Below are 19,813 nucleotides of genomic sequence, written 5' to 3'. Positions count from 1 at the left end.
TCGGACCCTTCGACTAGCGTCGTGAGGTCATGGAGCCGAGGTTCGGCCAACACATCATCGGGCGGGAGCATCCCGCTGCGCTGCTGCGCGCCGAGGTGGCCCGGCTGGTCGACAGCCACGGCGGTCTCGTCCTGGTCACCGGCGAGCCGGGCATCGGCAAGACCACACTGGTCTCGGCCGCCGCCGACGAGGCCCGTCGCAGCGGGGCGCTGGTGCTCGGCGCCGCCTGCTGGGACTCCGACACCGCACCCGACTACTGGCCGTGGGTGCAGGTCCTGCGGCGGCTGGCCCGGTCCGCCGACGACCGGCGCGGGGTGCGGGAGGCGGCCGACGCGGGCCTGGCGGCACTGCTCGGCGAGCGCGCGGCGGGTGACACCGCGGAGGCGACCGAGCCGGGCGACCCGACCGAGCCCGGCGACACGCACGTGGCCGAGCCGGGCGACGCGGGCCGGGCCGAGTTCGACAGGCACGACGCGGTGACCGCCGCCCTGGTCGCCGTCGCCCAGCACCGCCCGGTCGCCGTGGTCTTCGACGACCTGCACTGGGCCGACCCGGCGTCGCTGCGGCTGCTCCAGTTCGTCACCCAGCACGCCTGGTTCGAGCGGTTGCTGCTGATCGGCACCTACCGGGACGCCGAAGTCGAATCCGTCGAGCACCCGCTGCGGCCGTGGCTGCTGCCGCTCACCGCCAAGGCGACCACAGTCACGCTCGCCGGGCTCGATCGCGCCGAGGTGGCCGCGCTGATGGCCCGCACCGCCGGCCGGGAGCCCGACGCGAGCCTGGTCGCCGAGGTGCACCGGCGGGAACCCGTTCTTCGTGGAGCAGACCGCCCGGCTCTGGCACACCCACGGCCTCACCGACACCGTCGCCCCCGGCGTACGGGAGGTGGTGCGCCGTCGGCTCGACCAGCTGCCCGCCCCGGTGGTCGAGGCGCTCACGGTGGCCGCGGTGCTCGGCCGCGAGTTCGACAGGCTGACGCTCGCCGCCTGCGTACCCGCCCCGGTCGCGCAGGTCGACCGGTTGCTCGGCCGCGCCGCCGCGGCCCGGCTGGTGCTGCCCCGGAGCGACGGACGCTTCGTCTTCGTGCACGACCTGGTCCGCGAGACGCTCTACGACGGACTGGCCGACGACGATCGGCGGGCCCGGCACGCGGCTGTGGTCCGGGCCGTCGACCGGTCGGACGCGCTCGCCGGCGTGCTCAGCCCGGCCCACCTGGCCCGGCACGCCTGGCTGGCCGGCGCCGAGCTGGAGCCGGAACGCGCCGGTGACCTGCTGCTGGCCGCCGCCCGCGACGCCGGGGGCCGGATCGCTGTGGACGAGTCGGTACGGCACTACCGGCGCGCGCTGGAACTGACCGGCGAGCCCGGCCGGCGGGTCCGGGTGCTGCTGGAACTGGCCGGGCTGTTGCACCACGCCGGCCCACCGGCCGAGGTCGAGCGGCTGCTGGCCGAGGCCGCCGCGCTGGCCCGGGAACTGCCCGATCCCGGCGTGCTGACCCGGGTGGCGCTCATCGCGCACCGGCAGCACTCCGCCACCCGCCGCAGGCTCGACGCCGCCGAGCTGGTCCGGGAGGCGTACCGGCGGTTGATCGCGGAACCGGAGCCGGAGCGGCCGGTACGCGCGCTGGTCACCGACCTGATCACGGCCACCGAGACGCTCGCCCGGCACGGCCGCGACGACGAGGCGCTCACCTTCAGCCTGTGGGCCCGCCACGACACCACCTGGGGGCTCGGCACCGCGCACGAGCGAGCCGTGGTGACCGCTGAGATCCGCGAGGTGGCCCGTCGTAGCGGCGACCGGGAGACCGAGCTGTGGGCCACGGCGCTGCGCTGGGTCGCGTTGCTGGAGCTGGGCGATCCGGGCTACCGGCACGAGCTGACCGCGTTCGTGACCGGCGCGCGACGCGGCGACGTGGCCCGGCAGCGGGTGGCGGCGACCGCGGACAGCGCGATCATCGCCGCGTTCCGGGGTGACCTCGCCACCGCCGAGGCGGAGAGCTACCGCGAGTCGGCGCACTCCGACCACGCGTTCATGACGCACCACATGCGCTGGTCGGTGCTGCTGCTGTACGGCCGCCTCACCGAGGCCGAGGCGGTGCTCGACCGGGTGGGCGCCGCGCACCCGCAGGCCGAGCTGCTCCGGGCGATCACCGCCGCCGAGCGCGGCGACGCGGCCACCGTGCTTCGGCTCACCGCCGCGATCGAGGCCGCGGGCACCGCGTACCCCCGGTCGGTGTCGCCGCTGTGGCTGCGCCTGCGGGCGCAGGCGGCGGCCGTGGACGGCGACCCGGCCCGGTGCGCGGAGGTGCGGGCCGCCCTGGCCCCGCACCGCGGGCAGTGGACGGCGGCGCTGTTCGGGTGCGACATCGGTGGCCCGGTCGACCTGTGGCTGGCCATGGCGGACGCGGCCGAGGGCCGGTGGGACGACGCGATCGACTGTTACCGGGCGGCCCGGGACGCCGCGGACCGGCTGGGCGCCCGGCCCTGGTCGGTGCTGGCCCGGGCCGGGCTGGTGGGCGCGCTCGCCGGGCGCGACGGGCCGGGCGACGCGGCCGAGGCGTGGCGGCTGCGGGCCGAGACGGTGGCCGAGGCGCGGACGCTGGGCATGGTCCAGGTGGTGGACCGGCTGGGCGCGACGGCTCCCGCCCCGGCGGCGGCCTCCGCCGTGGTCGCGCCGGTGGCGGTCCGGCTCGGCGCGGGCGCCCCGGCTCTGGTCGCGTCGTCGTCGCCCGGCCGCCGCGCCGCGTCGGGTCTGTCCCGGGCGGGTGCCGTCCACGGCAACGCACGGCCGCCCGACCCCGGCGCGGGCGGCGCGGACGTGATCCGGCCCGAGTTCCGGCCGGACGGGCCGGTGTGGCGCCTCGCGTACGACGGCGTCGTGGTGCACCTGCCCGACGCCAAAGGGCTGCACGACCTGCGGCTGCTGCTGAGCCGGCCCGGCACGGACGTGCCCGCCGTCGAACTGCTCGACCCGGCGGCCGGCCCGGAACTCGCCGCCGCGCGCCGCCTCGGCGCCGATCCGGTGCTCGACGACGAGGCGAAGGCCCGCTACCGACGGCACCTGCGGCGGCTCGACGACGAGATCGACCGGGCTGCGACGCGCGACGACGGGCGGCGGCTGGCCGAGCTGGACGCCGAGCGCGCGGCGCTGCTCGACCAGTTGCGTGCCGCCGCCGGGCTGGCCGGGCGCAGCCGGCGTCTCGGTGACCAGGCGGAACGGGCGCGCAAGGCGGTGACCGGGCGGATCCGGGACACCCTGCGCCGCATCGGCGAGCGGCATCCGGCGCTCGCCGCCCACCTGCGCGAGTCGGTCACCACCGGCGGCGCCTGCCGGTACCAGCCGGCCGAGCCGGTGCCCTGGCGGCTCTGACCGGCGAGGTGGCGGGGCCGTGTGGACCCCGCCACCGGTGTCACGTCAGCGACGGTTGTAGCGGTACATCGTCAGCGTGCCGAACACGACCACGAAGAGGGCGCTCCAGAGCAGCATCCACATGGTGCTCGGGCCGTCCATCGAGCCGGCCATCGCCGCTCGGACCGAGGTGACGAGCTGGGTGATCGGGTTGACCTTGACGAACGCCTGCAGCCAACCGGGCATGGTGGACGGGTCGACGAACACGTTGCTCAGGAACGTCAGCGGGAACAGCACCATCATGCTGGTCCCCATCACCGACTTCTCGCTGCGCAGCACCAGGCCGAAGAACGTCCACACCCAGGAGAACGCGAACGAGAAGACCACCAGCAGCCCGATTCCGGCCAGCACCCCGAGCAGCCCGCCGTCGGGACGGAAGCCGAGCACCATGCCCACGGTGAGGATGACCACGGCGGCCAGGACGTAGCGCAGCACGTCGCCGAAGATCATCCCGACGAGCGCCGACGGCCGCCAGACCGGCAGCGTACGGATCCGGTCGAAGACGCCCTTCTCGATGTCGCTGTTGAGCCCGATCCCGGTGTACATGGTGATCATCACGACGCTCGTGACCATGATGCCGGGCAGGAAGAACTGGAGGTACGCACGCGGGCTGTCGGCGAGCGCGCCACCGAACAGGTACGTGAACATCAGCACCATGATGATCGGGAACGCGGTCACGTCGAACAGCTGCTCGGGCACGTGCTTGATCTTCAGCAGCGCGCGCCAGCCGAACGTCAGCGACGCCGACAGCGCGCCGGGCCGGGCCGGCCGCTCGGCCGGGGCGAGCACAGTGGCCAGCGCCTCGGCGGACGGCATGTAGACGGACGGCGCCCGCCCGGTGGTGATCGCGGTGTCGCTCATCGCGCCGTCTCCAGTTCGTCGTCCCGCTCGTCCGCCGGGACGGCCGGGTGGTCGGTCAGGGCCAGGAAGACCTCGTCCAGGCTGGGCTGGCCGAGGGAGAAGTCGTCCACCACGATGCCGGCGGCGGCCAGCTCGCCGAGCGCCCGCGCCGCCTGCGTACCCGCCTCCAGGTCGGTGCCGTGCTCGCCGACGCGGGCGGTCAGCGCCGCCGGGTCCGCGGCGAGCTGCACCGGTACGCCGAGCGACGCCCGCAGCACCTGCTCGGCCTGCGGCCGCTGCCCCGGATCGCGCAGCCGGATGTGGACGCTGCCCGCGCCGATCGACGCCTTCAACTCGCCCGGGGTGCCCTCCGCGATCACCCGGCCGTGGTCGACCACAGCGATCCGGCCGGCGAGCTGGTCCGCCTCGTCCAGGTACTGCGTGGTCAGCAGCACCGTCGTGCCGTACGCCACCACAGCCCGCACGATCGCCCACACCTGGTTGCGGCTGCGCGGGTCCAGCCCGGTGGTCGGCTCGTCGAGGAACAGCAGGTCCGGGGTGTTGAGGATGCTCGCGGCGATGTCGATGCGCCGCCGCATCCCGCCGGAGTACTTCTTCACCTGCCGCCCCGCCGCCTCGGTCAGCCCGAACGCGGCGAGCAGCTGCTCGGCCCGGTCCCGGGCGCCGGACCGGCCCAGCCCGAGCAGCCGGCCCAGCAGGACCAGGTTCTCCGCCCCGGTCAGGTCCTCGTCCAGCGAGGCGTACTGGCCGGTCAGGCTCACCCGGGAGCGCACCGCGTCGGCGTCACGCACCACGTCGTGTCCGAAGACCCGGGCCGCGCCGCCGTCCGGGCGTAACAGCGTCGCCAGCACGCGTACGGCGGTGGTCTTCCCGGCGCCGTTCGGGCCCAGCACTCCGTAGACGGTGCCGGCGGGAACCCGCAGGTCCAGCCCGTCGAGTGCCCGGGTCGAACCGAAGGACCGGACCAGGCCCTCGGCCTCGACGGCCAGGCCGGTGTTCCGGTTGCTCATGAATCGCTACCTCTCCTCGTCGGTGTTCTCGACAGCCGTACGGGTGTGCCGCCGACCGATCGCCTGTTTCAACGAGGCCGGGAAGCTGTGGTGTTGTGCCGGCCTCACCCCGAAGGCGCCAGACGGCCCGCCAGATCCGATCTGGCGGTGGCGATTCCCGGCCGACGACGGCCGGTACGGGAGGAAGGCGGGGTTATGACCGTTCCCGCAGCAGCCCGCCGGATGACCGATCGTGGACAGTGCTTGATCGATCGCCTGCCATATGCTGCGCCGGCATCCGACGCACGGGGGCGCGTCCCGGTTGTGGTTACGCGGACGCCTCTCTGCGCATTGAAACCGAGAGGGGTCCACCGTGTCCATCGTCCGAAGAGTGCTCGGCGCACTCGCCGTGGCGGCCCTGGCCGTCACCGCCGCACCCACCGCCGCCGGTGCGGCGGCGGATCCGGCAGGCGTGCTCCACCTGACCGTCAGCAGGCTCGACGGCAGCCCGGCCGCCGGTAACGTCGCCGTGACGGCCGCTGACAGCAGCTACGACAAGGACCTCCTGCCGCTGGACGAGTCCGGGCAGCTCAGCGTGGAGGTGCCGGCCGGCGACTACAAGATCGCTGTCACCCCGGTGTACAGCGACGGCCAGGACGACGAGGTGCTCAGGCAGTGGGTGCCGGGCCGGACCAGCTGGGCGCAGGCCGGAACGGTCCGGGTGTCCGCGGGGGACACGACGGAGGTCTCCGAGCGCCTGCTCGCGCCCAGCGGGTCGACCCTGCGGGCGCGCGACGCGGTCACCGGCGCCGCGGTCGACGGGCTGTGCGTGTTCCTCGACCCCCGGCGCAATCCGTGCGGCGACACCCGGGTGACCGTCCCGCCGCTGATCCCCGGCCCGCAGGAGGTGTGGGTCTACACCCGCGACGACACCCACCTGCCCCGCTACGCCACGGTGAACGTCCTGGCCGACGGCAGCGGCACCGCCGTGGTCGTCCTGACCCCGGCCGCGAACGTGGTCTCCCGGGTGGTCGACGCGGCGACCGGCGCGCCCGTCGCTGGGGCCTGTGTGACGCCGGCACCCGCCGGTACCGGCGAGCTCCCCGACAACCCGGGACGGTACTGCTCCGACGCCTCCGGGAACGTCCGCGTCGGCCTGGTCGCGGCCGGCTCCTGGAACCTGTTCGCCCGCCCCGCCGGCGGATCGGCGTACGGCGCGCAGTGGGTCGGCGCGACCGGCGGCACCGGCGACGCGAAGCAGGCCCGGGTGGTCACCCTCCGGGCCGGGCAGACGGTCACCGTGCCCCCGATCCGGCTCGACCGCGCCGGTGTCGTCACCGGCACCGTGACCAGCGCGGCCACCGGCAGTCCGGCGACCTCCGGCGCCGTGACGCTCGCGCCCGAGTCGGGCTTCTTCCCGGATTGGGGTGTGAAGCTGGACACGCAGGGCCGCTACCGGATCGACTGGCTCGGCCCGTACGCCTGGCCGCTGCTGTTCACCACCGCCGACAACGCCGCCCAGTGGTCCGGCGGGTTCGCCCTGCGGGGCAAGGCCGTGCCGGTCACGGTCCGGGCCGGCGCCACCACCGTCTACAACCTCGCCGTGCGGCGTGGCGTCCTGGTCACCGGCCGGCTCGTCGACCCGGAGGGCCGCCCGGTGGTCGCCGAGCTGACGGTGCGCAACGCCCGTACCCGTGAGGTCATCGGCTATTTGTTGGATCTGGATCGCGACGGCGAGTACGCGCTGCGCGTGCTCGGCCCCCAGCCGGTCACCGTGGCGTGGCTGTGGACGCCGCCCTACGTCCTGTACGCCGGCTGGTACGACGGCGCGGCCCGCCCGGCCGACGCCACCGAGGTGACCCTGCCAGGCACCGGCACCCTGCGGCTCGACGTCGCTGTCGACCGGTTCCCCGCCGGTTGAGCGGCACGGGCCGGGTGGCGTGCGAGCCACCCGGCCCGGCGCCGGTCAGCGCACCGAGTCCAGCCGGGTCCGCTGCTCGGCGGTCAGCTCCAGGTCGACGGCGGCCAGGCTCTCCTCCAACTGCGCCACCGAGGAGAAACCGACGAGCGGGATCGACGGGATGTCCCCGCCCGTCAGCCAGGCCAGCACCACCTGGTTGACGGTGGCACCGGTCTCGGCGGCCACCGCCCGCAACGCCGCCAGCCGGGCCGGGGTGGCGGGCACCACGTACTCCTCGCCGAGCCGCTCCGGCCGGGCGTACGCGCCCTTCAGCAGCGGCGAGTACGCGACCAGCGTGAGCTGCGGCTCCGTGCGCAGGTAGCTGAGCAGGTCGGGGCCGACCCAGCCGACGTCGCCGTCCGGGTCCAGCTCGCTCGGCACGTCCAGCCGCCGGGGCAGGTAGCTGCGGTGGTACTGGAGCACCTCGTACCCGGGCAGGCCGGCCGCGGCGGCGAGCGTACGGGCCCGCTCGACCCGCCAGGCGCGGTGGTTGCTGGCGCCCAGCAGCCCCACCGTGCCCTCGGCGACCAGCTCGGCGAAGCCCTCCACGGTCTCCCGCATCGGGATCGTCCGGTCCTCGATGTGGGCGTAGAGCAGGTCGATCCGCTCGACGCCGAGGCGCTCCCGGCTGCGCTCGGCGGACTCGCGGATCACCTTGGCCGACAGCCCTTCCGGCTTGTCCACATAGCTGGTGCCGGGCGCGAGCGGACGCGCGCCGAGCTTCGTGGCGATGACCACCTCGCCGCCGATTCCGCGGCTGCGCCGCCAGCGGCCGAGCAGCTCCTCGCTCTCGCCACCCTGGCCCCCGTTGTGCCAGAAGGCGTAGTTGTCCGAGGTGTCGATGAAGGTGCCGCCCGCCTCGACGTACCGGTCGAGGATGGCGAACGAGGTGGCCTCGTCGGTGGCGGTGCCGAACAGCATCGCGCCGAGGCTCAGCACACTGACCTCGCGACGCGTGGCCGGGTCCGTGCCGATGGTGCGGTAGCGCATGTCTTCCTCCCCGTCGGAGCTCTGCCGGCCACCCTGCCCCTTCGAGTGCGCGCGAAGTCAACAACGGAGGGGCCCCGGGATTCCGGGGCCCCTCCGACGCGTGACGCTCAGCTCGGGATGTAGTCGAACTCGTCCGGGTTCGGGCCCGTCCGGCCGGCCTCGCCCCGGTCCAGCGAGGTGAGCCGCTCCATCGCGGTGTCGTCGAGCGCGAAGTCGAAGATCGCGAAGTTCTCCTCGATCCGCTTCGGCGTGGTCGACTTCGGAAAGACGATGTCGCCGCGCTGCACGTGCCAGCGCAGCACCACCTGGGCCGGGGTCCGGCCGACCTGCTCGGCCACGTCGACGACTGTCGGGTCGTCGAGCACCTTGCCCTGCGCGATCGGCGACCACGCCTCGGTGAGGATGCCGTGCGCCCTGTCGTACGCCCGCACCTCCTCGTTGCCGAGGTAGGGGTGCGCCTCGATCTGGTTGACCGCCGGCACCACGTCCGCCTCGGCGGCCAGCCGCTCCAGGTGCGCGACCTGGAAGTTGGACACGCCGATCGACCGGACCGTGCCCGCGTCACGCAGCTCCTCCAGCACCTTCCAGGTGGAGACGAAGTCGCCGTCGTAGCGGGTGGGCAGCGGCCAGTGGATCAGGAACAGGTCCAGGTAGTCGAACTTCAGCTCCCGCAGCGACTGCTCGAACGCCTTGCGGGCGTCGTCCGGGCGGTGGAAGCCGTTGTTCAGCTTGCTGGTGACGAAGACCTCGCCGCGGTCCAGCCCGGAGGCTCGCAGCGCCTGACCCACCTCGGCCTCGTTGCCGTACATCTGGGCGGTGTCGATGTGCCGGTAGCCGACCTCCAGCGCGGTGCCGACGGCCCGGACGGTGTCCTTCGGCTCGATCTGGAAGACGCCGAAGCCGAGCTGCGGGATGGTGTTGCCGTCGTTGAGTGCGATGTCCGGAATGCCGTTCTGGGTCATGAGAGCCTCATCTCCGATCGTGCGGTGCCCGGGGGCGCGTCCGTGCCGACCGCCCCCGGCCGTGCCAACCGGATGTCTCTACCCGCTCGCGACGCTTCCTCACATCGGGGACGAGCGTCAACCCCAGATCGACCGTGCCCACTCGGGGTGGTCGACGAACGGGTTGCGGTTGCCCTGCCAGCGCTCGTAGATGCGCTGGTTGCGGCGCTTCTCGAAGGCGTCCGGCGGATCCTGGTCGTTCCAGGCCAGCAGCTTCGACAGCCGCCCGAGGCGGGGCGCGGAGCCGTTGGAGACCGAGTCGTTCGGTTCCAGGTCCGGCCAGCCGTCGCCACCCTCGTACCGGATCGCCATGTAGAGGATCATGCGGGCCACGTCGCCCTTGACCGCGTCGCGCGGCTCGAACGAGTCGGCGTCGGTGTAGCAGCCGGGCGCCTCGGCCACCGTGCCGCCGCCCGAGTCGAAGTCCTTGTTGCCGCGCGACGAGTTGACCGACACGTCCTCCGGGCGCAGGTGGTGCACGTCGGTGCCGGGCCCGGTGGCGGTGCCGAAGTCGCCGTGCGACTTGGCCCAGACGTGCTCCCGGTTCCAGTCGTTCGCGCCGCCGCCGTTGCTCGTCTTGCTCTGCGACCGTCCGCTGTAGAGCAGGACCACGTTCGCCGGGTTGGCCGGATCCTGGTCGGTGTCCTTGAGCGCGTCCCACACCTGGTCGTAGCTGAGCTTCGTCTGCACCTTGATGATGCCGTGCAGCGCGGTGCGCAGCGCCGGCCCGCTCTTGCCGGCCGCGGCCGCGTAGTACGCGTCCGGCCCGGTGGTGCCGGTCGGGCTCGGGGTCGGCGTGGGGCTCGGCGTGGCGCCGCCGCCGAGGCTCATCGCGGTCGGGTTCTTCAGCCCGCCGTGGCTGAAGTACGCGGTGAGCGCGCCGGTCGCTGTCACCTGCCGCCCTCGCAGCGACGGGTTGGTGAGCAGCCCGAAGGTGCTCCGCCAGGCGGCCGTCACCTGCACGTACAGCATCCGGCCGGTGCCGGTCTCGCCGGCCTGGTCGGCGAGGGCGATCGCGGTGTCGGCGGTGAAGCCGGACGTGAGCACCGTGTTGGTGGCGGTGGGCTGGCCGATGACGTAGCCGGTGACGGTGGTCGTCCGGCCGTCCTGGGCGGCGAGCGCCTGAGCCACGGTCAGGGGTGTCGCGGCCGACGCGGCGCCGGTCACGCCGAGCGGGATTCCGACCGCGACGGCGAGCACGACCGCCGCGATCAACCGCCCGGGTCGCGAGCGGGTGACACGCTTCATATTCATGATCAGCGATGTTAGTCGGATCGAGGTGAACTGCGGGAGGTCAGCGGGCCAACTTTTCGTCCCGGCCGGCCTCGAACAGCACCGGCCACGGCCGGGCCGCCGGGGCGAGGAGCGCCGGCCCGCCCGGTTCGTCGGGCGCGGCGAGCGTCTCGGTGGCGAGGTGGCCGAACATCGGCGCGGCCGGGTGCGCCGCCCGGATCGGCCAGGCCGCGGAGATCCGCCGGACCAGCGGCGTACCGGTGATCGGTCGCCACGCGACACGTGGTTCCCGGCGGGCCAGCGCGGCGGGCTCGACGGCGACCGCGCCGCCAGGAGCAGACCGAACAGGAACTCCGGGTTGCGCGCGGGGCGGATCCGGGCCGGGGCGAAACCGTGCTGCCGGCACACGGTCAGCAGATGCTCGTGCCATCCGGGCGCGGTGGCCGGTGGCGCGGTGACCAGGTCCATGCCGGCCAGATCGGCGAGCGCGATCTCCCGCGGCCGGGCCAGCGGCGAGGCCCGGGGCAGCAGCACACCCACCGGTACGTCCACCGGCTCGCCGAAGCGCAGCCCGGCCCCGTCGACCGGATGGTGCAGCAGGCCGACGTCCAGCCGCCCGTCCGCGAGCATCCGGTGCTGCTCGGCGCTCGTCAGTTCGTGCAGGTCGAGGGCGAGCCCGGGCGCGCGGGCCGCGAGCGCGTCGAGCAGCGCGCGCAACGTCACGGCCGGGGTCTCCGGGGGTACGCCGGCGCGCAGCACCCCGAGCGCGCCCCGGCGGACCCGATCGGCGAGGTGACGCAGCCGGCGTTCACCGGCCAGCAGCTCGTCGGCCTCGCCGAGCAGCAACTGGCCGGCGGTGGTGAGGCCGACCTGGCGCTGTGACCTGTCGAACAGGGTGACGCCCAGCTCCCGCTCCAACCGCTGGATCGACTGGCTCAGCGGCGGCTGTGCCATGCCCAGCGTCTCGGCGGCCCGGCCGAAGTGCAGTTCCCGGGCGACCACCACGAAATGCCGCAGGTGCCGCAGCAGGTCCATCCGGGCACCCTAGCGTCGCCGCTGGTTACCGTGTCGGCGTGGATGTGGCGGAACGGATCGGGGAGATCTTCGGGCGGGCCGGGGTGCGGGGTTGCCTGCACGTCGTGGACGTGGACGACCCGGCCGGCGGTGAGGTGGCGCTGCGCGCCGACGAGCAGATCGTCATCGCCTCCATCTTCAAGATCATGGTGGTGCTGGAGTTCGCCCGGCAGGCGGCCGCCGGCCAGCTCGACCCGACCGAACGGGTGCTCGTCGGTGCCGCCGACCGGCTCGGCGGCTGGGGCGTGGCCGGCTGCGCCGACGACGTGGAGGTCTCCCTGCGCGACCTCGCGTACCTGGCCATGTCGGTGAGTGACAACACGGCGGCCGACCTGCTCCTGCGCCGGATCGGGGCGGACGTGCTGCCGATGCTGGCCGCGGAGCTGGACCTGCCGCGTACCCGGATCGTCGGCGGCCCCCGGCAACTCGTCGAGACGATGCTCTCCGACGTGGGCGCACGCACCGAGGCGGACTTCGCGCGGATCTTCCCCACCCTGTCGCCCGAACGGGTCCGCGCGATGCGGGTCTTCGACCCCGAGCACACCAGCTCCAGCACCGCCCGGGAGCTGACCCGGCTGCTGCGTCTGGTGTGGCGGGACGAGGCCGGCCCGGCGCCCGCGTGCGCCATGGTCCGGGAGCTGATGGCACGGCAGCTCTTCTGGACCCGGCTGGCCGCCGGTTTCCCACCCGGGGTCCGGGTCGCCGGGAAGACCGGCACCCTGCCGGGACTGCACCTCGAAGCCGGCGTCGCGGAGTACCCCGACGGCCGCAAGTACGCGATCGCGGTGGCGGTACGCACCGAACGGCTGGCCGCCCGCCGGATCGACGTGGACCTGGCGATGGGGGAGGCGGCCCGGACCGCCGTCGATTCATTGCGTTGATCCAGGCCGGGCCACCGGCCTGGCCTGCGGTGATATCGGTCCGGATATCGGTCGTTGCGCTCGTCGATCTTGGACATCGACGCCGGCGGGGTGGTGGTCTGGGCCTACCGATCACCGATCCCGAACGGGAGGACGACACATGCCCGAGAACCGGCCGTCCGGCTACGCCCGCCGTCGACTGCTACGCGACACAGCGGTCGGCGCCGCCGCCGTCACCACCGCCGGACTCGTCGCCGGCGCCCCGGCCCGCGCCGCCGGGCCGAGCCCCGTCGCCGCGCCGAGCCGCGCCGCCGGCGGTACGCGACGCGGCGGCGCGGTGAGCTTCCGCTGGTGGGGGACCTCCGGCTGGCGGATCGACATCGGGGACCGGACGGTGCTCGTCGACCCGTACCTGAGCCGGTACGACACCGGGCTGTTCCGGAAGCCGTTCAACCCCGACACCCGGCTGACAGTGGCCGCCGACGTGGTCGACCGGCTCGCCGACCGGGCGGAGAACATCTTCGTCACCCACACCCACTGGGACCACTTCAACGATGTGCCGCACATCGCCACCCGGACCGGTGCCCGGGTCTTCGGCACGCTCACCGCGTATCACCTCGGCCTGGCGTACGGGCTGCCGACCGGGCAACTGGCCCCGGTCAAGGGCGGGGAGGTGCTCGACTTCGACGGGTACACGGTGGAGGTGATCGGCTCGCTGCACAGCCGGAACCCCACCTGGTCGATGGCCTTCCCCGGGGTACGGATCAGCCGGCCGCCCCGTCCGGAGACGATCGCCGACCTGCCCGAGGGCGACACGCTGGCGTACCAGATCCGGATCGACGGCGGCCCGGCCGTGTTCTTCATGGGTGCCAGCGACTTCGACGAGCGCAAGCTCAGCGGGCTCGCCCCGGACGTCGCCATGGTCGCCTCCGCCGCCACCACGGCGACCGCCGACTACGTGCCCCGGCTGATGGCCGCGCTGGACCGTCCGAAGGTCGTGGTTCCGGTGCACTGGGACAACTTCGAGACGCCGCTCACCAACCCGCCGACTGTCGCCGACAGCGACCGGGAACGCCTCGACGCCCTCGTCGCCGAGGTGCGCCGGGTCTCGCCGCGCAGCCGCGTGCTGGTGCCGGAGTACCACACCGCCTACCGATTCTGACGGCGCCGCTCAGGAGGCCGCCAGCCGGGCGTAGACGTCGCCGGAGCGACCGGCCGGGCGGTACGTCTCCAGCAGGCGTACCAGCCCGGCCGCGTCCAGCCACCGGTCGCCGGCGAACCGCATGGTCTCCACCGGCGAGTAGTTGTAGCGGTAGCCGCCCGCCGTCGCGCCCAGCCGCTCCACCAGCTCCAGCGCGGCCAGCGCGGCGTCGTGCGCGGGCGGCAGGTACTCGAACGACAGCCCGCGCACCGGACGGCTGAGCCCGGCCAGCACGTCGACCTCGAAGCCCTCGACGTCGACCTTGCAGAACGCCGGTACGCCGTGCCGCGCGATCAGGTCGTCCAGCGTCACCACCGGCACCTCGACCGACCGGTCCCAGCGGACCCCGGCGAAGCTCGGATCGGCTGTGACCGACTCGATCCACGACGACGACATGGTGGACACCGTGGGCGTCGCGCTGGACAGCTCCAGCCGCGCGCTGCCGGACCGCGCACCGACCGCCGTCGGCTCGATCGTCACGTCGGCGTCCCGCCCGAAGCCCAGGCGCAGCACCCGCAGGCAGTCCGGCTGCGGCTCCACGGCGACCACCCGCGCGCCCAGCCGCCGCCAGGTACGCACCCGGCCGCCGACGTGGGCGCCGATGTCGAAGCCGAGGTCGCCGGGGGAGAGGAACTGCCCGTAGAGCTGCCGGGCACGCCGGTGCTTGGCCGGCTGACCGTGGTAGACGGCCAGGGAACGGGTGATCCCCCAGGCCCGCGCGAGCATCGTCACGACATCCCTAACTGTGAGTGGTGGACTTCGGTCCGAACGCGTGCAGGAACCGGTCACGGAACGACTCCATCGGCCAGACCGGGGCCTGCGGGTCGGGGTTGAGGCCGTCCTGCCAGCCCCACCCGGCGATGCGGTCGAGCACTGCCGGGTCCTTGGCGACGACTGTGATCGGCACGTCCTTGCCGGCGCCCTCACCGGTGACCGCCCGGGCCGGTTGGTGGTCGCCGAGGAACACGACCACCAGGTTCTCGTCACCGTACCGCTGCACGTAGGAGATGAGCGTGCGCAGCGTGTAGACCACCGACTGCCGGTACGCCTCCCGGGTGCCCTCCTTGGCGCGGTCGGCGCGCGCGGTCCCCTTGTAGACCGAGCCGTCGCCGACGTCGTCCCAGTCCACCAGCGGCGGCACCGGCGTCCACGGGATGTGGCTGGACAGCAGCGGGATCTCGGCCATCACGGGTGCGTGCCCGGGTCCGCGCTCGCGGCGCTGGAACGTCGACAGCGTGTACTGGTCCGGCGGTGAGGAGAAGCTGAACAGTGGCCCCCGGTAGCCGAGTTCCTTCACGCCGTACACCTGGTCGGGGGAGAAGAAGTCGGCCTCCGGCCAGGCCCGGGTGAGCGCCGGCATGACCAGCGTGGTGCGCCAGCCGGCGCGCTTGAACGCGCCGTTGAGGGTCAGGTGGTCGCTGCGCACCAGGTTGGTGTAGCGCAACTGGTTGTCCGCCCGGATGCCGCTCATCAGCGTGGCGTGCGCGAGCCAGCTCCCGCCGCCGGTGGTGGACGAGGTGAGGAACGCGCTGCGGCTGCCGTATCCGGCCGCGCGCAACTGCCGGGTTCCCTCGTCCAGGACGGCGTCCACCTCCGGTGCGAGGTCCGGATCCTCCAGCGCGACCCGGCCGTAGCTCTCCACGAACGTGAACAGCACGTCCTTGCCGCGCAGCGCGGTCAGCATCTCGTCGCCCGGCACGTTCTGGAACGGGTCGCCGGCGAGCTGCGTGTTCAGTGTCTCCTGGTCGTTGAGGCCCGCCCGTACCTGCCGGGCCCGGTCGTAGAGACCGGCCGCCACCGTGTCGGCGGCGACCGGGACGCCCGGCACGATCTGCGCGCCGAGCACGGCGCAGACCACCCAGGCGGCGGCGAGCGCGGTGGTCGCGCGCGCGGAGACCATCCGGTGGCGGGCCACCACCCGGGCCAGCCGCCGCGCCGACAGCGTCACCAGCAGCGGTACGGCGAGAACGGCGACCACTGCCAGCGCCACCGCACCCACCTCGGCGGCCGGGCCGTACGACTCGGACAGGAACTCCGCGCCCGCGCCGAGGAACGTCCAGTCGGCGATCAGGTCGAAGGGGCGGTCCAGGACCAGCGAGAACCCGAGGTCGGCGACCTTGAGGACGAGGACCAGGCCGAGCAGCGCGCCGAGGATCGTGGCCACCACCCGGCGCGGACGTGCCGGCAGGACCAGCAGCAGGGCGACGGCGACCAGCCCTTCCACCGGGATGCGCAGGAACGCGCCAGGGCTGAACCCGTTGACGTCGCTCGGGGCGACGAGCGCCACCAGCACGAGTGCGGCGGCCAGCGCGGTGACCGTCGCGGCGAGCAGCCGCCGGGCGCGCGGTCGGCCGGGCGTCGCGACGCCGTCGTCCCCGGCCCCTGTGTGGCAGGGGGTGCGGTCGACCGGGCCGGCGTCGGACGTGGCACCGTCGCCCGGGTCGCTCGTGGCGCGGTCGCTCTCGGCCGTCGTGCCGTCGGTCGTGATGCCGTTGTTCGCGGTGCCGTCGGTCGTGGTGCCGTTCGGGGCGTCGTCGCCGTCCGCCCGGCGGGACAGGTCGGTCACGGGCGCCGCCCGCCGACCTCGGCGGGCTCGCGCGCGATCCGCGCGCCCGGCGCCCACTCGGAGCGGTGACCGGCGGGCGCGGGGGACACCGGCGCGGCCGGGAGCGCCACCGGGCGCCGCCGCGACGGTACGCGGTGCCGCCACAACCAGGCGACGTCCCGTCCGAACGACTCGACGAGCATCGCGAGCGCGCCGAGAAGCACCGCGACCGCGAGCAGCCGGGGCAGGACGCCTGCCGCCACCACCGCCAGCGCGATGCCCTGCGTGGCGGCGACCACCTTGCGCCAGTAGCGCGGAGGCAGCGAGCCGCGCATCCACGGCAGCACCCAGCCGGCGGCGACGAAGACGTATCGCATCGCGCCGATCACCAGCACCCAGGCACCGACCTGGTCGGCGACGTACCCGCAGAGGACCAGGACCAGGAAGGAGTCGACCTCCATGTCGAACCGTGCGCCCAGCGCGCTCACCGTGCCGGTACGCCGGGCCACCTGCCCGTCGACCCAGTCCAGCGACAGCGCCACCGCGCTCAGGACGACGAGCACCGGCACCACGATCGGCTCGCGGAACGAGTCGACTGTCAGCGCGGCAACCCCGCCGGCGAGCGTCGCCCGGGTGAGCGTCACCCAGTCGGCCGGGCCGAGCCGGTCCGCGCCCGAGCGGCGCAGCCCGTATCCGAGCGCCGCGACCGTCACCACCCCGAAGAGCAGACCGGCAAGCCAGCCGTACGCGCTCAGGCCGACCGTGCCGGCCAGGGCCGCGAGTACGCCGACCTGGAGAATCGCCCCCGCGAATGGATCAGTTCGAAGTGCGGACACCATGCCTCCGAGGTAGACGTCACGAACCACACGTGTGTACGGAGAACATGCCCGAACAGTTCGTTCTGATGCCGGAAACGCGCCAGCGGATGTGGCATGTCACGTCGGCCGGCGGGGCGGCGCGCGGTCAGCGCGCCCGGTCGGCGGTGTCCTCGTCGCGCCGGGCCAGCGCCGAACGGCGGTAGCCGTACAGCGCGTAGACGAGCGCGCCGAGCAGGAACCAGGCGCCGAACCGCCATGCCGGTCCCTCCCGTCGCACCGACGTACTCCGGCCGGGCCGCCGCCGTCCGGCGAGCCGCACCCGCATGGACGAACGTAAATCCTCGGCGCGAAGATCGCAGCCCGGCGGCGGCGGTCACCCCGGCGGCGGGCCGGCGACCAGCCGCCAGTACTGCCGCTTGCCCTCGTCGCGGACCACCACGCCGAGCCGGGCCAGTTCCCCGTGCAGCTCCCGGGTCTCGGCGTCGTGGCCGCCGTCGAGCGCCCGCTGCCGGGCGCGCAACAGGGCGTCCGCGCCGGACGGCAGGCCGGGCAGCCCTTCCACCCACCGCCGGTACGCGTCCCGGTGCGGGTCCTGCCCGGTCCACGGCCAGCCCTGCCGGGTGAACGCCTCCTGCAGCCGCTCGGCGTCCAGGTCGGACTTCTCCCGGGCCAGCTCGCCACCGGCGGTGTCCAGCAGCACCAGCGCCTTGCCGTCGACGAACACCCCCGCAACGGCGGCGCGCGCCAGATCCCGCCCGTGCCCGTCGCGGTGCAGCCGTACCGTCCGGTGCCCGACCGTGACGGTCAGCCGCTCGCGGACCGCCACCACCGCCAGGAACAGGCCGCCGAGCAGGCCCACCCCGGCCCCGATCGGGTACGCCCGATCGTCCGGCCACCGGTCGAGCAACTCGAACAGGCCCTGGAACGGGAACCAGGCCAGCCCGGCGATCCAGCCGGACACCGCGGTCAGCCCGGCGCCCAGCCCCGCCCCGAGCAGCGGGAACCCCGCCCACATCAGCACCAGCTCGCCGCGTCCGCCGTCGACCACGACGTCCTCACCGGGTTGCCATGCGGTCACTGTCAGGACACCTCCCGGCGCATGGTGCGCACCAGACCGGCGACCAGCGGCAGGAGCACCCAGACGGCGAGTGAGACGCCGAGCCGGCCCCACTGCCCGCCGTTCATCTCGGCGCCGAGCAGCGGCTCCATCGTGTACGACGTGTCCAGCCAGCGGGCCGGCTCACGCAGCGCGGAGATCATCGCGGCGAGCAGGCTCCACACCGTGGGTAGCAGCAGGTAGGTGACGATCGCCAGCGGCGTGTTCAGCAGCAGCAGGCCGAAGGCGGCGCCCATCAGCACGCTCGCCACCTGGAACACGGCCGCGTGCGGCAGCAGTTGCCAGTCGAACGTCCAGGCGCCCGCCCCGCCGGTGACGCGGGCGGCGAGCGTGCCGGCGGCGGCGACGGCCAGGCTGACGAGCACCGAGGCGAGCGCGGCGAGCACCACCGCTGCGAGTTTGGCGACGATCACCCGCTCGCGGCGGGGCACCAGCGCGAACGTGGTGAGCGCGCTGCGCTGCGACCACTCGCCGGTGATGGAGAGGATGCCGAGCACCGGCAGCAGCAGCCCGACCGGCAGCAGCGACGGCGTGAAGAAGGCGGTGAACGTCTGGTCCGGCGCGTCGACGACGAACAGCTGCACCACCACGATCGCGGCGGCGATCAGCCCGATCGTGATCAGCAGCCAGCGTCCGGCCCGGGTGTCGGCGAGCTTGCGCAGCTCCACGGCGGTCAGCCGGGCCAGCGAAGGACCGGCGACGGCCGGCTCGTGCTGCGGCGGGGCGGTCGGAACGGCAGTGGTGGTCATCGGACGGCCTCCTTGGTCGACGCGCCGGCGGTGAGGGTGAGGAAGAGCTGCTCCAGGCCGCCGCTGCCGGCCGGGCGCAGTTCGGTGAGGACCAGTCCGGCGTCCGCCGCGGCCTGACCGACCTGGCCCGGCTCGGCCCGGACCACGAAGCCGCCGTCGGTGCCGGCGGTGGCGGGCAGCGCGGCCCGGTCCAGCGTCAGGCGCAGGGCGTGCGCGTCGCGGGCGCGCACGAGCGTGCCGGCGCCGGCGAGCAGCTCGTCCTTGCCGCCCTGGGCGACCACCCGGCCGCCGCCGATCACCACCAGCCGGTCGGCCACCGCCTCCACCTCGCGCAGCAGGTGCGAGGAGAGCAGCACCGTGCCGCCCCGGTCGGCGAAGTCGCGCAGCAGGCCGCGCATCCAGAAGATCCCCTCCGGGTCGAGGCCGTTGGCCGGCTCGTCCAGGATCAGGACCCGGGGGTCGCCCAGCAGCGCCAGAGCCAGGCCGAGCCGCTGCCGCATGCCCAGGGAGTACGCGCCGACGCGGCGCCGGGCCGCGGTGTCGTTCAGCCCGACCTGGTCGAGTACCGCCGCCACCCGCCCCCGGTCCACGCCCATGGTGCGGGCGGCGAGCGTGAGCGTCTCCCGCCCGGTGCGCCCGGCGTGCTGCGCCGAGGCGTCGAGCAGCACGCCGATCTCCCGTCCCGGATTGGGCAGGTGCCGGTACGGGCGTCCGCCGACTGTGGCGCCGCCCGAGGTGGGCGGCGTCATCCCGCAGATCATCCGCATCGTGGTGGACTTCCCGGCGCCGTTCGGCCCGAGGAAACCGGTCACGGAACCCGGTTCGCACCGGAACGTGACGTCCTCGACGGCGGTGTGCGGACCGTACCGCTTGGTGAGCTGGTCGACTTCGATCATGCCGTCGAGCCTGCCGGGGCCACCCGGTCACGCGCTGCGGCCGGCGGTCTGCGCCGCCGTCGACCTCGGTTCACCGCAGGCGTCGACTTTGGTAGCTGGTAGCCGGTCCGG

15 protein-coding genes and 1 pseudogene are annotated in these 19,813 nt (G+C 74.1%); 4 read left to right on the top strand and 12 right to left on the bottom strand.

Annotation, left to right across the window (positions count from 1 at the left end):
• The first annotated feature begins 29 nt into the window (after window positions 1-29).
• Window positions 30-3,369 (top strand): annotated as a pseudogene (locus FHX31_RS24555) (AAA family ATPase).
• 45 nt (window positions 3,370-3,414) lie between these two features.
• Here the strand turns inward: FHX31_RS24555 and FHX31_RS24550 are convergent.
• Window positions 3,415-4,269 (bottom strand): ABC transporter permease, encoded by an 855-nt coding sequence (locus FHX31_RS24550; RefSeq protein WP_047891231.1) that lies wholly within the window; start codon window positions 4,267-4,269, stop codon window positions 3,415-3,417.
• Complete coding sequence (locus FHX31_RS24545) at window positions 4,266-5,279, bottom strand: ATP-binding cassette domain-containing protein (protein WP_047891230.1); 1,014 nt, start codon at window positions 5,277-5,279, stop codon at window positions 4,266-4,268. The genes FHX31_RS24550 and FHX31_RS24545 overlap by 4 nt, the downstream gene beginning before the upstream one ends.
• A 352-nt stretch (window positions 5,280-5,631) precedes the next feature.
• Here FHX31_RS24545 and FHX31_RS24540 point away from each other — a divergent pair, with 352 nt between their 5' ends.
• Window positions 5,632-7,179, top strand: a complete 1,548-nt coding sequence (locus FHX31_RS24540) for a collagen binding domain-containing protein (protein ID WP_184977257.1) — start codon at window positions 5,632-5,634, stop codon at window positions 7,177-7,179.
• Between the two features lie 45 nt (window positions 7,180-7,224).
• Here FHX31_RS24540 and FHX31_RS24535 read toward each other — a convergent pair whose 3' ends face one another.
• The 3 genes from FHX31_RS24535 to FHX31_RS32840 form a co-directional block, all read right to left on the bottom strand.
• Window positions 7,225-8,208 (bottom strand): aldo/keto reductase, encoded by a 984-nt coding sequence (locus FHX31_RS24535; protein ID WP_184977256.1) that lies wholly within the window; start codon window positions 8,206-8,208, stop codon window positions 7,225-7,227.
• Window positions 8,209-8,315: 107 nt separating this feature from the next.
• Window positions 8,316-9,170: an aldo/keto reductase gene (locus FHX31_RS24530; protein ID WP_184977255.1), complete on the bottom strand. Its 855-nt coding sequence runs from the start codon at window positions 9,168-9,170 to the stop codon at window positions 8,316-8,318.
• A gap of 117 nt (window positions 9,171-9,287) precedes the next feature.
• Window positions 9,288-11,477 (bottom strand): endonuclease, encoded by a 2,190-nt coding sequence (locus tag FHX31_RS32840; RefSeq protein ID WP_402882739.1) that lies wholly within the window; start codon window positions 11,475-11,477, stop codon window positions 9,288-9,290.
• A gap of 38 nt (window positions 11,478-11,515) precedes the next feature.
• Between FHX31_RS32840 and FHX31_RS24515 the strand changes: the two genes are divergently transcribed.
• Entirely contained in the window at window positions 11,516-12,397 is an 882-nt protein-coding gene (locus tag FHX31_RS24515) for a serine hydrolase (protein ID WP_184977253.1), read from the top strand.
• A gap of 139 nt (window positions 12,398-12,536) precedes the next feature.
• Window positions 12,537-13,538 carry an MBL fold metallo-hydrolase gene (locus FHX31_RS24510; protein ID WP_184977252.1) on the top strand — a complete coding sequence of 334 codons (1,002 nt, stop codon included), beginning with the start codon at window positions 12,537-12,539 and terminating at the stop codon, window positions 13,536-13,538.
• Window positions 13,539-13,547: 9 nt separating this feature from the next.
• Here the strand turns inward: FHX31_RS24510 and FHX31_RS24505 are convergent, their stop codons facing one another.
• The 7 genes from FHX31_RS24505 to FHX31_RS24480 form a co-directional block, all read right to left on the bottom strand.
• Window positions 13,548-14,303: an FkbM family methyltransferase gene (locus FHX31_RS24505; RefSeq protein WP_030272946.1), complete on the bottom strand. Its 756-nt coding sequence runs from the start codon at window positions 14,301-14,303 to the stop codon at window positions 13,548-13,550.
• Window positions 14,304-14,316: 13 nt separating this feature from the next.
• Window positions 14,317-16,143 carry a sulfatase gene (locus FHX31_RS24500; protein WP_184977251.1) on the bottom strand — a complete coding sequence of 609 codons (1,827 nt, stop codon included), beginning with the start codon at window positions 16,141-16,143 and terminating at the stop codon, window positions 14,317-14,319.
• Window positions 16,140-16,961, bottom strand: a complete 822-nt coding sequence (locus FHX31_RS24495; RefSeq protein ID WP_221488134.1) for a CDP-alcohol phosphatidyltransferase family protein — start codon at window positions 16,959-16,961, stop codon at window positions 16,140-16,142. Before FHX31_RS24495 ends, FHX31_RS24500 begins: the two co-directional genes overlap by 4 nt.
• Window positions 16,962-17,085: 124 nt before the next feature.
• Complete coding sequence (locus tag FHX31_RS32835; protein ID WP_013284321.1) at window positions 17,086-17,217, bottom strand: hypothetical protein; 132 nt, start codon at window positions 17,215-17,217, stop codon at window positions 17,086-17,088.
• A 96-nt stretch (window positions 17,218-17,313) separates the two neighbouring features.
• On the bottom strand, window positions 17,314-18,018 hold the full coding sequence (locus FHX31_RS24490) for a YqeB family protein (protein ID WP_013284322.1): 705 nt from the start codon (window positions 18,016-18,018) through the stop codon (window positions 17,314-17,316).
• A 2-nt stretch (window positions 18,019-18,020) separates the two neighbouring features.
• Window positions 18,021-18,806: an ABC transporter permease gene (locus FHX31_RS24485; protein ID WP_184977250.1), complete on the bottom strand. Its 786-nt coding sequence runs from the start codon at window positions 18,804-18,806 to the stop codon at window positions 18,021-18,023.
• Entirely contained in the window at window positions 18,803-19,702 is a 900-nt protein-coding gene (locus tag FHX31_RS24480) for an ABC transporter ATP-binding protein (protein ID WP_030272934.1), read from the bottom strand. Before FHX31_RS24480 ends, FHX31_RS24485 begins: the two co-directional genes overlap by 4 nt.
• Between the last annotated feature and the right edge of the window lie 111 nt (window positions 19,703-19,813).

This window comes from Micromonospora sp. CNZ286 (assembly GCF_014207755.1).
Note: the sequence above shows the minus strand (reverse complement) of the source record. Positions and strands in the feature narration are given on the sequence as shown.